At 65.0% G+C, this 13,540-nt stretch carries 15 protein-coding genes; all 15 read right to left on the reverse strand.

Annotated features, from left to right (window positions below):
• Positions 1 to 73 precede the first annotated feature (73 nt).
• Complete coding sequence (locus CSR00_RS20940; RefSeq protein ID WP_099024350.1) at positions 74 to 448, reverse strand: hypothetical protein; 375 nt, start codon at positions 446 to 448, stop codon at positions 74 to 76.
• Complete coding sequence (locus CSR00_RS20945) at positions 445 to 2,217, reverse strand: SNF2-related protein (protein WP_099024368.1); 1,773 nt, start codon at positions 2,215 to 2,217, stop codon at positions 445 to 447. Before CSR00_RS20945 ends, CSR00_RS20940 begins: the two co-directional genes overlap by 4 nt.
• Positions 2,218 to 2,282: 65 nt before the next feature.
• Positions 2,283 to 2,696, reverse strand: a complete 414-nt coding sequence (locus CSR00_RS20950; RefSeq protein ID WP_099024351.1) for a hypothetical protein — start codon at positions 2,694 to 2,696, stop codon at positions 2,283 to 2,285.
• Entirely contained in the window at positions 2,696 to 2,956 is a 261-nt protein-coding gene (locus CSR00_RS20955; RefSeq protein ID WP_099024352.1) for a hypothetical protein, read from the reverse strand. The genes CSR00_RS20950 and CSR00_RS20955 overlap by 1 nt, the downstream gene beginning before the upstream one ends.
• Positions 2,949 to 3,695: a hypothetical protein gene (locus CSR00_RS20960; RefSeq protein WP_099024353.1), complete on the reverse strand. Its 747-nt coding sequence runs from the start codon at positions 3,693 to 3,695 to the stop codon at positions 2,949 to 2,951. Before CSR00_RS20960 ends, CSR00_RS20955 begins: the two co-directional genes overlap by 8 nt.
• Before the next feature lie 174 nt (positions 3,696 to 3,869).
• Positions 3,870 to 4,472: a hypothetical protein gene (locus tag CSR00_RS20965; protein WP_099024354.1), complete on the reverse strand. Its 603-nt coding sequence runs from the start codon at positions 4,470 to 4,472 to the stop codon at positions 3,870 to 3,872.
• Positions 4,473 to 4,611: 139 nt separating this feature from the next.
• Positions 4,612 to 5,304: a hypothetical protein gene (locus CSR00_RS20970; protein WP_141564419.1), complete on the reverse strand. Its 693-nt coding sequence runs from the start codon at positions 5,302 to 5,304 to the stop codon at positions 4,612 to 4,614.
• A 30-nt stretch (positions 5,305 to 5,334) separates the two neighbouring features.
• Entirely contained in the window at positions 5,335 to 7,824 is a 2,490-nt protein-coding gene (locus CSR00_RS20975; protein WP_099024356.1) for a DNA methyltransferase, read from the reverse strand.
• Positions 7,821 to 9,494: a DNA cytosine methyltransferase gene (locus CSR00_RS20980; protein WP_099024357.1), complete on the reverse strand. Its 1,674-nt coding sequence runs from the start codon at positions 9,492 to 9,494 to the stop codon at positions 7,821 to 7,823. The genes CSR00_RS20975 and CSR00_RS20980 overlap by 4 nt, the downstream gene beginning before the upstream one ends.
• 217 nt (positions 9,495 to 9,711) lie before the next feature.
• Positions 9,712 to 10,059, reverse strand: coding sequence for an HNH endonuclease (locus CSR00_RS20990; RefSeq protein ID WP_099024359.1), 348 nt, complete (start codon positions 10,057 to 10,059; stop codon positions 9,712 to 9,714).
• Positions 10,056 to 10,436 carry a hypothetical protein gene (locus CSR00_RS20995; protein WP_141564420.1) on the reverse strand — a complete coding sequence of 127 codons (381 nt, stop codon included), beginning with the start codon at positions 10,434 to 10,436 and terminating at the stop codon, positions 10,056 to 10,058. Before CSR00_RS20995 ends, CSR00_RS20990 begins: the two co-directional genes overlap by 4 nt.
• Entirely contained in the window at positions 10,433 to 11,407 is a 975-nt protein-coding gene (locus tag CSR00_RS21000) for a DEAD/DEAH box helicase family protein (protein ID WP_099024361.1), read from the reverse strand. Before CSR00_RS21000 ends, CSR00_RS20995 begins: the two co-directional genes overlap by 4 nt.
• A gap of 106 nt (positions 11,408 to 11,513) precedes the next feature.
• Entirely contained in the window at positions 11,514 to 12,011 is a 498-nt protein-coding gene (locus tag CSR00_RS21005; protein WP_141564421.1) for a hypothetical protein, read from the reverse strand.
• A 190-nt stretch (positions 12,012 to 12,201) separates the two neighbouring features.
• Entirely contained in the window at positions 12,202 to 12,507 is a 306-nt protein-coding gene (locus CSR00_RS30265) for a hypothetical protein (RefSeq protein ID WP_141564422.1), read from the reverse strand.
• The gene (locus CSR00_RS21010) at positions 12,504 to 13,127 is read right to left on the reverse strand and encodes a hypothetical protein (RefSeq protein ID WP_099024363.1); all 624 of its coding nucleotides are present in this window, start codon (positions 13,125 to 13,127) and stop codon (positions 12,504 to 12,506) included. The genes CSR00_RS30265 and CSR00_RS21010 overlap by 4 nt, the downstream gene beginning before the upstream one ends.
• Positions 13,128 to 13,540: the final 413 nt, after the last annotated feature.

The following is a 13,540-nucleotide window of genomic DNA, read 5'->3' on the forward strand; positions in this document are numbered from 1 at the left end:
GTGCCATCCGCAGTCTGGGCAGCGGCCCATCCCGATCAGCTCCCGACGGCTGAACAGCAAACGGATGCGACGATCACTCACCGAGTTCGGCCATCGTCGGAAAGCTAGGCATCGAAGGTGGCGGCGTTATCTGCACTACGCCACGGGTGCCTACGAGGTCGGAGCCGGGGAGGAGGATGACGGCTCGGGTCACGAGAGTGCCGTCAGCAAGCTCTTCCCACGGGCCGCACCTGCCGACCGGCTCTTGCGCCAGACGCTCCGCCAGGTCTGCTACGCGGATGCTGAATTTATCGGCCCGGCGCTCACCCCGATATCGGCAATGGGCAATCAGGCCAGACGCATATCGCACTGATGGGAGCCGGCCGAGGTTCCACCACAAACCCGTTTCGTCGTCGCGCCGCCAGGGCACGTCGGTGCGGATCATCTCGCCGCGGCGGTACACCTTCACGCTGACTCCCCTTCAGGTTGGGACACCGGCAGGTACTTCTTGTCGAGCTGCGCACGACGGGCGGCAAGCTTCTGCTGTACGGCAGGGCTCGGGGGTTTCGTCCGCGGTTCAGGTTCAACAGTCCGTGACGCCGCCTGCTCTAGCACCGCGGCGGCGAGCCGCTTGATGTGGTGATCCGACTGAGCCGGCGAGGCTGTGGCATTGGTCCCGACCTCCGGTTCGATGAGCCGGTCGGACTCCATACGCTTGATGTTGAGGGTGTCCAAGATGACGGGGTCGGACCCGTCGCTGGTGACGCAGAAGTACGCCAAGACACCGTGTTTCTGGCCGGGTCTGCCGAGTCGGCCGATGGCCTGTCGGTGCACACCGGGCGACCAGTCCAGCTCCCCGAACACCAGCGTCGAGCACACGTCCTGCAACCCGTCGAGGCCGGCGCCGGAACGCAGCGACATGATCAGCACACGGGAATCACCGGTGGTGAATCGTTGGAACGCTTCGGCTTTCTGTTTGGGCGACTCGGTGCCGGTGTAGAGGACCGGGCTGTGCTCCTTCAGCCGCTCCATCCAGATGCCGTAGACCTCGCGGTGCCACCCGAACAGCACCACCTTGTCCTGGCTCTCCAACAGCAGGCGGACGAAGTCGGCGACGAACGGAGCTTTCGCCACGCCGGTGGCCTGACGCAACTGCCAGTCGAGCTGCCCGGCGGATGTCCACTTCTGGGAGTTGGTGGCATCCTGCGCGAGGATCAGGCGCGCCATCTCCACCGCGTTGCCGGACAACTCGTTGAGCCGCCTGGAATCCGAGGGGACCTGCTGCTCGATCGTCTCGATCGCTGGCAACTGAATTCCGACATCCTCGCGGGTGCGGCGCAGGAACAGCCCCAACGATTTCAGGTGCGCGCGCAGCGCCTCCGGATTCTTGATCCGCACCTTGCCGTTCGATTCCGTCGTCCACGACCCGCCACCCCACTCGCGTAGGAACTCCTCCCGAGTGCCCAGACAGCCAGGCCGCAGAATGTTCATCACGGAGTACATCTCGCCGCCGAAGTTGTAGATCGGTGTGGCCGAGAGCCCGACAGTGACTGCACCCCGCGAGATGAGAACCTGGGCGCCTTCGTACTTCATGGTCTCGGCTCGGCGCAGCTCCTGAATCTCATCGAAGATCACGGTGTTGACGTGATCGGCTAGGGCGGGCCCCCAGGCTGCGAGCTTCGCGAAGTTCACGAGGATCAGGTCGTAGTCGAGTCGACCGTCCTCGGTGAGCAACTTCGGCAGTTCGTCTTCTGTCTTGGTGGTGCGCACTTCGTAGCCACGGAGCGCGGGGTAGAACTTGCCAAGCTCACGCAGCCACTGCCCACCCAAACCGGTGAGGGTGACCGCAATCGCTGGCCTGCGCGCCGGGTTTTCCAACAGCGCCAGCGACATCAACGTTTTTCCGAGGCCGAGTTCGTCGACGACGAGGGTCGCCCCGGTGGCGTGCACCAGGTCGACCGCGGTGCGCTGATACTCGCGCAGCGGAAGCGCCGACTCGATCCACTCGTCACCGCGGGGCGCCCGGACGCCGGCCAGCACGCCTTGAACGAGTTCTTCACGTGCCCTCGCTGATGCGGCACGGTCAGCGAGGTAGTCCCGGTCCACATCGGACATGTCGAACTTCCACCGCGAGAGTAGCCATTCCAGCTCTTGGGCCATCTCCTCGGTATCCGACACCATCAGCGCGGCGGCCTGATTCATGCGGACACCGGGGATGACGCGCTTGAGCCGGATCATGATGTCCGGTTCCGCGGTGACCTGCCAGTGCAGGTTCGATCGCTTGACCTCCCCGACGACGCGGATCACAGAGCCACCGACCCGAGGAACACCGAGATCACCGGCTTGCCGTGGATCTCGCCCGGCATCGCTGGCACGAGTACGCGCCGGCCGGACGCGAAGAGCAGCGCGTCGACATCGTCGTGCTCGGCATAGCGACCCAGCTGGCGCACCACCGCGTTGCGTGCACCCTTCACCTTCACCTCGACTGCGACGGTGAGCACACCGACGTTGACCAAGAAGTCGGGTCGGTCTCTACGTGACAGGGCCTTCTCGCGGTCAGTGTGGAACCGAGGCGCGAGAACGTCGTGCATCGCTGCCTGCAGGTCTGCCTCAGCGGTCCAGCAGTAGGTGAATCCGGTGAGCGCGTTCGCAACGGCCAGCGCGGCATCGGCGGGGGTGGTGGCGTCGTGACACCGATCGTCAGTGAATAGAGGCATCACACCGCCCCCGCGACGTGCCAGCGCTCGTGGTAGCCGCGGTTCTCGACGCGGACCAGCGCGGAGCATATGGGGCACTGCTCAACTTTCACGCTGGCCGGGGCGCCGTCTCGAACGCCCATGAAGGTGAAGACCGGAGACCATTGGGCAGCTTCGTAGCTGAGGCCCTGGCCGAGCATCCTGGCCCGCGCCCGGGTCCACGCCTTGCGGATAGCGATGGCCGCACGGGTGCGGCGGTTCCAGCGGATCAGGTCACTCACCGGCGAACCCCTTGAGCGGGTCGGCCTCGGGGATGCCGTGGAGAGTCAGAGGTCGGCCTTCGGTGATCTCGCTGTTCCATTCGTAGATCCACTCGCCGAGGGAGTCGCCAGCGTCGTACTGGATCACGAGATGCCGGGCCGCGATGTCGGCGGCGTCGGGGGCGACGCGCTGCAGGACCGCGAGGAGGTAGATCAAGCCGAAACCCTCGCAGCTCATACCTATGTTGGCGTGCCACGCCTCCGGGTTGTCGTCGATGCTGCTGAGGTTTCTGTACCTGGCTTCACTGTGTTTGATCCACCAGTCCAGGTGTTCGCGCAGCAGCGTCGTCGCGGGCTCATGCTCGCGTGCGGCGATGGTTGCTTCGTCGTCATCGGGGTAGTGCGCGGCCCCGGTGTAGGCATCGGCGCTCTGCCAGTCGCGGATCCGCCGCGCCACCACGTCGCGCATCTCAGCGTTCTCCGCGAGTGTGAAGTGGTTCGCGTCGGTGAAGCTCCAGTCGAACTCGACCAGCTGCGCTGCGAGAGCCCGCAGCGCAGCGGTGCTCGTCGACGTCGTCACGGCGCGCCCAGTGATCGTGTGCGTCAGACTCACGCCGGGACCGAACTCGAGTTGCCCGCTCTGCTTTGCGACCGCCACCGTCGGCGTCACCACCAGATAGGTGCAATCGGTGGGAAGGGCTGAGACAGCGATGGGCGGCTGGTCGGGGAGGTGGATCATCTGCAGTGCAAAATCGTTCATCGTGTTTCGGGTCCCTTTCGGAGGGCTGGGCCAATGTCGACTCCGCCGGCGGCGTAGGTGAATTGACACGGCTGACAGCGGAGATGGCCCGCGATCGGGTCGCCGCCACAGTCGATGCAGCGGCGCGGATTGGCTAGATAGTTGGCTGTCTGCTCGGGAGTACTCGCGGCCATCTCAGCTCGCCCTGGCCTTGTCGTACTGGTCTATTCCCCACACGATCGCGTGCAACGAGACCAGAAAATGCCAGTCGTACTCTTTGAACCGCCATTCCCAGGTGTCGGTGAACTCGAAGCGCCTACCGTTCTCGCTGGTGTGCCGGAAGTCCCGCAGCGCCAGGTGAGTGGTGGTCTCGTCGTGGATCACGTCCTCGGTGAGGATCTGGTCGCAGATGTCGCGCCACAGTGGAGCTTTCGGATCCTCCCACCACACACAGGAATCACGGAACGCCTCGTACACATGTCGCTTCACAGCGTCCGGGGAATGCGATTCGTACCTCAGCGGCCCGCGCAGCTTCTCCGCCCAATAGCCCGGGTTGATGTAGCCGGGTGGTGAGCGGAAGAACTCGAACATGTCGGGCAGCCGGGCGAAGTGGAAGTTCTCGATGTCCCCTGTGATAACGAGGTGGCCCGGCCAGGTGACGAGGTCGAAACGCCAAATCCCCGTGCCCGGCCGCGCGAACCGCAGATGCCGATATAAGCCGTCGTCGCGCAGCACCTCCATCTGGTGCTCGCGGGTCTCCAGCTGCAACAGGGACAGCGGCGTATGCGGTTTGGCCATCAGTTGGTCACCTCCGGTGCTTCATGTCCGCAAGGCAACGGCTTGCCGAGCTCGTAGTCGTTGAGATCCCCACGGAAACAGCAGTGCTGTGGGGTGGAGTGCAGCGTGACGGGCCCGGTCCAGCACGGGCACGGCGCGTTCACCATCCGAATTCCTGCGGTACGTACACCTGGCTCTGGGCCCGGATGAAGCCTTTCGTCGCTGGCGCGACGGTGTCGGATTCAGTGACGCGGATCAGCAGACGCCATCCCCGATCGTCGGCTTCGGTGGCGCGGTGGATGTTCCACCAGTCCCACGATGCCCATTGGTCGACCTGGGGCGCGACCAGGAGTAGCGGATCCAGGGCGTCGACAGCGCGAGTCATCTCCGCATACAGCTCAGTGGACTCGCCGCGCTCCAGGTACAGCAGAAGCGGTTGCACAACGAACGCTGTTGGGCAATCGTTGCCGACGATGATCGTGTGATAGCGCGGGAAGTAACCCGTATCGGCTTGGCGTTGCTGCTCGGCCATCGACGGAGCACCCGACGAAGCGGGGTCGAATCCCGGCCCGTACGCGACACCGCGGGGAACACCATCGGTGTGCCAGCCGGGAATCGCCGGCATCCAGCCGGGCATCAGGAACGACACCTTCGTGTCCACCACGACGTAGACGCGGTCACCCACAATCGGCGCGTGTTCGAGGCACGTCCGCACCAACGGTCCCCCGAATAACACCGCGTCGGATAGCCTGGCCCGACGCAAATTCGGGGTGCCCTCAATCAACTCGGGCCGCAGACCTTCTACCGGATCATGGAGCACGACCGCAGTCGAGTTGAACGTGTAGCCAGTCATTGACGGAATTTCACCTTCTAATCGGTTGATCTAGGACGCTGATTCGAGATCGAAAAGCGAAGGCGTGTCCCGCTCCCGCTCGCAGGCTTGGAGGTACTTGACGCCGTCGAGGTAGTAGCCGGTGTTGAGTTCGACGCCGCGGCCGCGCCGGCCGAGTCGCAGCGCCCGCGCCGGCACGGTCATCAATCCGCCGAACGGGTCAAACACTAGATCGCCGGGATTGGAGTAGCGTTCGATGAGTCGGTCGGCGATGTCGAACTGCAGCGGGCACACGTGCATCTGTTGCGCACGTTGCGATTGCGTAGCGTTGAGGGTGAGCATGCGGTTGACGTCGTGCCACACATCCGGTGACCAGGAGCCTGGCGCGAGACTCATGAAGGTGGCCGGCAGTGCGCCGCGGCCGTCGAGTTGTTCGCCGATGCGGATATGGGCCACGTAGTCGTACACCTCCCGCAGTGTTTGCTCAGTGAAAATGCGGGACAGCTGGTCTGGAGGCAGGGCGGCGAGTTCGTCGGCGGTGAGCAGACGGTCCCCGGAGGATCGCCAGAACGCGTGTGCGTCGACCTGCCAACGCGCCCGGGTGTACGCCGCTTTGTCCTTGGCGACGGGGGTGTCTGCGTAGCCCTTCGACCGGTCAGTTTGCGGCTTGTGGAACAGCAGAACGTATTCCGGTGATCCGACACCCATTTTCGTGGCGTCCTTGCACTGCTCGGACCAACCTAGCCGGTAGGTCTGGTTGTTCTCCCGCACAACATCGGTGACGACGGTGATCATGCCGAGGTAGTCGAAGCCGTGCTTCTGGGCGTGAAAGATCGCTTCAGCGTGGAATGGGCTGACGGTGGGGACGCCGGCTCCAGTGACGTTTCCGAACAAGATTCGGTCCTTGACGTGGCAGGCGTAGATCCGACCCGGCGCCAGGATCCGCAATAGCTGCGGGGTGAGGTAGTCCATCTGCGCCCAGAAGTGCGTGTTGTCGTCGGTGTGGCCGAAGTCGTTGTAGGAGGGCGTGTATTCGTAGTGGTTGGCGAAGGGGATGCTGGTAACGATTAGGTCGACCGAAGCGTCCTGCATCGATTCTGTCTCTGGGACGCAGTCGTTGTTTGCCGCCAGCCATCCGTCGCTCGATGCCTCGATTCGGTCGACGCCGATCGAACGTTGGAGCGCCTCGGCGATGGCCGCCGGCTGCAGTCCGTGTTCACGGATGATGGTGCTCATAGTGCTGGTCAGCTCCCGGTGTTCGGCCCACTTGCGTTGCAGGGTTCGCACCACTTCTCGTTCGGACTCGGCGAAGATGATGTCGATACGGCACGGGTGGGTCTGCTGGAACCGCTGGATGCGGTGGACGGACTGGATGAAGTCGTTGAAGGAGAACCCAACACCGACGAAGACCGCTCGGTGGCAATGACGTTGGAAGTTGCAGCCCGACCCCGACAGCGATGGTTTCGAGGCCAAGATGCGGTAGCGGCCGTCAGCGAAGTCGACGACCCTACGCTCCCGCTCGTCAAGATCGAGCGCCCCGTACACCTCGACCGTTTCGGGGATCGCCGCTTTCAACGCGCGGCGCTCATCTTCGAGGTCGTGCCAGAGGATGAAGTGGTCACCGGGCGCCTCATCGACCAGCTGTGCGGCCTTGGACACGCGCGCCGGCAAAGTGTCGCGCTTCTCCCGGGCTGCATCAACCGTGGACATGGGGCCGCCGCGGAACAACAGGCCCTGCCCGTCGCGATCGGCCGGCGCTCTGGAGTGATCGACGTCGATCTCGTGCCAACGCACATCCAAGTCCGGCAGGTCGTACCCCTCATCGGAGTACCCCAGATCAGACGGACGCTCGAGGAACACTGCCCATGTGTTGAGCCACAGCCAGAACTCGCGCTCCTTGTGTGGGTACAGGGTCAGGTGGTTCGCCTTCGTCGAATCACGCTGGAAGAACCTCGTGAGGGCCTGCCCGGTGTCCATCACGCCGAGGAATCCGGCGTAGTGGATCAGCTCCTTGTACCGGTTCGGCGATGGCGTCGCCGTTGCGACGAACCGGTACGGCACCTCATCGAACAGCGGGAGAAACGTCTGATATGTCTTCGACCCGAACGATCGCAGCACCGACGCCTCATCGAGACTCACCGCGGTGAACAGAGCTGGATCGAGCTTGCCCTCGCGGATCGTCTCGTAGTTCGTCAAGTAGATACCGGTCTCGTTGAGTTCGTCAGCACGGCGGACGAACTCAACGGACAGGTCCACCTTGCCGGCGTCTCGGGTGAACTCCTGCCGCACGCCGAGCGGGCAGACGATCAGTCCGCGTCCGCCGCGGTGGGCCAGCGTCAGCCGCAGCATTTCTAGCTGCATGACGGACTTCCCGAGCCCGAACGACGCGAATACGGCTCGCCGGCCGCCAGCAACACCCCATTTGACGATGTCGCGCTGGTGAGGTTTGAGCAGAGGATGAACGTCCTCTAGGTCGACGTCGTGCCCGAACGTGGCGTCGAAACGCACCTTGTCAGCAAGGAACTCGGCGTATGGCTTCACGCGACCACTCCAAGCGATTCGGCGACGATGCCGACTTGGTCGCGGGCGTTGGGGGGACACACCGCGTTGCCGGCCTGCCGGGTCTGCTCGCGCCGGTTCCCGAGAATCCGGTAGGTGGCTGGGAAGTCCATCGCCCCCTTGATCTCCCGCGGCTCGAGCATCCGGAACAGGACGTCGTCGAGGGCGATCGTCGGCCGATCGGCGGCCAGGAGGGATTGCCCGCCGGTGGCGACGATCGTCCGAGTGGGCTCGGATGCTGGCGTGGTGTGGCGGGCGGGGTGGCCGCCGCGGACACCGTTGTTGCGCATCAGCAGCGCGGCCGTCGTCGCAGTGGTCATCGTCGGTGCCGGCTCGTCGTCGACGACACGGCACCTGTTGCCGTGGTTGTTCGTCATCAGCAACGCGTGACGCTCCACCGCGGTCACGGTGGCCAGCGCGTCCTCGGCCGGCCTGGTGCTGCCGTTGCCGTAGTAGGCGGTCACGAGGCCGTGGTGGTTCCCGGCCGCGGTCACGGTTGCCAGCGGATCCTCGACGGGCCGGGCGACACTCCCGCCGCCTCGCAGCTCGGCGATGAACGCCAGCCCCGTCTCGCTGCGTGTGGTCATCGTGCGGGCTGCCTGGTCCGTCGATACGGCGTGCTTCCCGTCTCGACCTTCGACGGGAACAACCAGAGCCTTCGACAGGGTGGTGTGCACGGTGCGAACCGGATCCCCGGTGGGCCACGCCCGGTAGTAGCCATCCTCCCTGCCATGCGCGGGATGCCGCGGGTCGGCAGCGTCGTAGGTATTCCCGGCGGCCTCAATGACCAGCGGTCCCCAGTAGCGTTCGATGCCGGCCCGAATCCGCGCCATCGTCTTCTCCGCGAGCGGCTTCTTGCGGTCACCGATGCGCTGGCCGAGCAGCGACCAGTCGATGATGTCGGCGGCCGGCCGGAACACAGGTTCGAGGACCCGGTTCCGGCAGGCGACGTTCGGGCAGCGGTAGACGTACTGGGCGCGGTAGCGTCCCCACGGGGCGCGGTCCGGACGCTTCCACGACTGGATCGCGCGCACCGGCCCACAGTCCGGGCACACCGCGGCGGGCCGGGTCAGCCGGTCGAAGTCGGGACGCTGGTTGCCCTTCCGCCAGAACGTCACGTACATCCGGTCCCGCGACTGCGGTGCGCCAGGCCCGAACGCCTGGGCGTGCATCGAGTTGACGAAGGTGACGTGGTGGTCGTACCCGAGCGAGTCCATCGCCATCAGCCACGCGCGGAACGGTTCCCAGTGCCAGGCGTCCACGACGTTCTCGACGATCACCGCTTGGTAGCGGTGGACCTCGGTGAAGCGGGGTACGTCCCACATGGTGGCGCGGGACCGTTCCGCCGCGGCGTCCGGTAGTACTTCGCCGAAGAGGTCGGGTTGCACCGCGGCGCGCTTGCGACCCTTCGCCACTGAGTGGTTTGTGCACTCAGGGCTCGCCCACAGGATGTCCGTGCGCGGGAAGCGCCGCGGATCGATCTGCGATAGATCGGCGCACAGGTGGTCGGTGTCCGGGTGGTTGGTGCCGTGAGTCTCGACTGCGAGTTCCCAGTGATTCGACGCGACGCGGACCGACACCCCTGGGATCGACACCGCGCCGGTCGAGCTTCCGCCGGCTCCGCAGAACAGGTCGGTCAATGTGAGTGTCACAGGCCGTACCTCTCCAGAACGTTGAGGACCGCACCGACCGACACCATGGGCGGCACGATCCGGGCGCTGCTACGCCGGTTCTGATGGACGCTGCATTCGCACAATGCGCGAAGGTCAGCGGCGGCCTGGCGGGATCGGGTGATCGGCGTCGTGAGCCGGTCTGCGGCGTCGATTACCGCGTCGGCGCCCGACCGCCGGGTAGTGGCGTTGGGAGTTTTCATGCTGTTGCTCTTTCGATGTGGCCGGATTCGGTGAGGTAGACGAGTTCGGGCTGGCCGATGTATCGGTCCCAGCGTTTGATCGGAACGGTGTTGGGGTCGTTCCACGGGCGGACGTGGAACCCTTCGGCTTCGGCGGCGTTGGGGTTGTTCTCCACCCAGCCGTGGCACCCGGTGGTGCCGTGGCCGCAGAGCATCACGCAGTTGCGGGGGTCCCACGGCCCACCCTGGCCGCGTTTCACGCGGTGATGCAGGGTCAACCCTCGGGCCGAGGCGTGGACGCCGCAGCGTTCACAGGAGCCGTCCGCCCTTGCCGTCACGATCGGGCGACAGTTCCGTTCCTTCACGCAGCGTTATCTGGCATCGTGAGGCGTTCCGCCTCTGGGTATTTGGTCAGCAGCGCCCGCGCCTGGGAGTGCGCGCCAAACAGATCGGCGCGGATCTCGTCTGCGCGGCAGGCGAGGGCGGTGACGTCCTTGCGTATCTGCTCATCGGTGACGCCCCACTCGTCGAGCCACTGAGGGGCATCATCGGTGCTGGGCGGCCCGTCTAGGTCTAGTCGGTCCTTCACCTCGTCGAACGACTCGACCAACGCAGCCAACGCGGTTCGCGATTTGTCGGCGCAGTCCGGGCACCGCGTTGGCGTGGGTTCGAGGGAGTAGCACACCATCCAATGCCCGCACTCGGCTTTCCATTTCATGAGTCTGCCTTTGCGTTCGGTCATGCGGGACGCCCCTTCAGGTGGTTGAGGAACGCGAGGATGGCGCCGACGTCACGGCAGTCCTTGAGCGCTTCCCCGCGGCTGCGGTAGAACTCGCCGAGCACGACGTCCTCGTCGAGGTTGCTGTTGCGGGTGTAGTCGCGGACCGCGGCGCGGGCTCGTGCCGCCAGCTCGGCCTCGTCGGCGACGAGGGCGGTGACGTCGCGTGGCTTCGCCCCGCCGGCCGCGTAGTCCAGCCGTTCGAACAGCAGGTGGTCGAGGGTGAAGTTGGAGAACCTGAGCGGTTTCTCGGCGGGCGAGATCCCAAGTGACACTGAGCGGCAGCCGATCAGCGTTGCGGGTTCTTCCCGGGTAAGGCGGACCCACACCGACGCGTCGTGGGTGAGGGTCCGGTGCGCGTCGACCCTATAGTCGGCCGTGTTGGGGATCGGCCTGCCCTCGGAGTCGACGGCGAACGATTCTTTGCAGCGTGCGGTGACGACCACGATCCCGTTGAAGGTGGTGAGCAGCCGCATCAGATCGGCGTGGCGGTCACTGGCGTCATCCCACAGGACGTTCGACAGCTTGATCTCCGCGTTGGGGTCTTCTCGGAGAAGCTTCTGCGCGTGCTTGGACTCCCTCGCCCGGACGGTGATCCAGTTCTTCAGCATCTCCCAAACGCTGGTCATCGAATCAACGATGAGCACTGGCGGTTTGCCCCACCAATCTGTTGCCGCCGCGGTGTGGATCTCGGTTACCTGGCCGAGGATGTCGTGCCACGATCCATCGTGGTCCACCACCTGAAATTGGGCGCCGGGAATGGCGGCGTACTCGTCTGGTGCGGCCTCGCCCCATGCGACCCAGTAGCATTCACCGATCTGCTGTGACGCTGTGAACGCTGCCGCGGTGTACGTCTTGCCGGAAAGCTCAGGCCCTTCGATGAGCACCAGGGGCCAGGTCGGCACACCTGTCGGTTGGCGGGTCCTGATCGCCATTAGGCGTTCACCTCTTCGGTGAGGAACGGTGCACACCAGGGGCAGCCGGGGCGGGCCTCGTTGCCTGACTCGTCGAGGCGGATCCGCGGCGGCGTCTGAGTGCGCATCACTGGTCAACCTCTGCAGCAAGCTCACGAATCCGGTCCGCCACTGCCGACAGCGGGAACTGCTGCAGATCAGCGAAAACAGCCTGAGCGTTCTCGGTGCGCTTCACATACGTGCGCACTGAGACGATTGGGTCGTTCAGCTTCACCGCGTCGCACACTTCCCCGTCGTCGTCGATGAGAACGCCATGCTTCTCAGCCTTGTCGGCGAGGACCTTCAGGAACGACGGCCGCACCATCTCCACAACCTCCGTGGGGTAACGCGCTTTCACCCATTTCACAAACCGTTGTTCGTCGATGATCGTGAACGGCTCGTTCGGCCGGCGCTCGTAGCGGCCGGTCGTGCCAACCACAACGCCGCCGACGACGCCACACACCTTCTCTTCGCCGTACGTGCAATCAACGACCGCCTTCGCTTCCTTTTCGAGGTTTTCGAGGGCGTGGCGCTGACTCACACACAACGCGAGAAGTGCTGCAGCTTCGCGTTGTCGGCGGTTCATCGGAGCACCCCGATGCAGGGGCCGGTGCACGGCGCCGAAGGCGTCGTAGGGACGCCGGCCGTGGGCCCGACGTCGTCGCGCATGGACAGCCCTACTGACCCGCCGATGATGATGGATGCGAGGATCAGCCAGGCAACGGGGACGGCCGTCGCGTAGACCGACTCGCGGCGGCTAACACGATTCCTGTTCACTATTCTCGGTTTCCTCTCTCTGTGTTTGGGTGGATGTGGTCAAGCTGGCTGTGTGCCGCGGCCAACAGCATCCGCACGAGGTAACCGGGAACCGTCTCGGCCACGACGCATACCCACGCTCTGGATGCGTCACGTGCACCGGTCCCGGCGAACCTGGTACCTGGATGCAGGCGCAGTCCGGTGCGCCGGTTGACGAACAGTTGCCAGTACTGATGGCCGTGAGGCTGGAACGCGCCGCAGATTTCGGCGCCGTCAAGTCCGATCGCGCTGATTCGGTTGGCTGACTCTTCGACGCTGAAAGTCATGCGGCATCCTCGGAGCGAGACAAGGTGCGGCTCAACGATTCCAGGCGGATTCCCAGGACTTCCGCGATACGTTGGTTGTCAGTGAGACCGATGTCTCGCAGTTCCTGGTAACGCTCGATTGCGCGAACCGTCGACCTTTCTCCAAGGTTCGGTTGCTCCTCGGGGTCGTCGATGTCGTCCCACGCCAAGAATGGGGCCCAACCACTCGCGGCGGCTCGGCGTGCGGTGTGGGTGGAGCTTCCTGGCGTCATCCACAGTTCGGAACACAATTCGCGCACGGCGACCGCGGTGCGTGCGGTCACCTGCGCTCGCGTTCGGTAGCTGCTCACCGATTGCGCGGTGACGCCAAGTCGCGCGCCGATCGCTGCACCGCTCCAGCCAGCCAGCATCAGCGCTTCGAGCCTTCGCCTCGTGCCGACTGACGGAACCATTCCGCCACCGTCGATTACTCTGTCGGGCAGGGGAACTGCGAGTACCTGGTCGCTTGTAGCCAACTCGACGCGCCCCGCGTCTGTCCACGTGCCGAGGTACATCAAGGTGTCCTCACAGAGTCCCGACAGTTCGGCGATGCGCCGCACTGACAGGCCGCGGTCGCGCAGTTTCCGGTAGTGGGCGACCACGGGGCCGGCGTCTACGTAGCCATGTCGGCTGGCGCGATAGTGTGCATCGCACAACCGGTCATGTCCGCGGCTGCCCACGTTGCCGCACCTGAGACGCGAACAGGTGCGGTCATCTGACGAACTCATAGCTCGATGCCTTCGCACGCCAGATAGTCAGCGAGGCGATGAGAGTTGGCGATCTGTGGGCACGCGGCAGCGTCCGCTCGGAGAAGGGCCATCGCCTGGCCCAGCCCACTGCGGGCACGGTCGGCGGGTCGCCTGGCTCGGTCACCTGTCGGCGATGCGGCGGTATGCTCGTGTTCACTCACTGCAACGTGGTCCTCTCACTGTGTGGTGGGGATGGCGTCACCCCGGCATGGGTGGCGCCATCACTGTTTGCGCGAAGGGGGTCCCCGGCCGGGGGAGCATGGGGG

It is taken from the genome of Mycolicibacterium palauense, assembly GCF_002592005.1.
In the GTDB taxonomy this organism is placed as follows: domain Bacteria; phylum Actinomycetota; class Actinomycetes; order Mycobacteriales; family Mycobacteriaceae; genus Mycobacterium; species Mycobacterium palauense.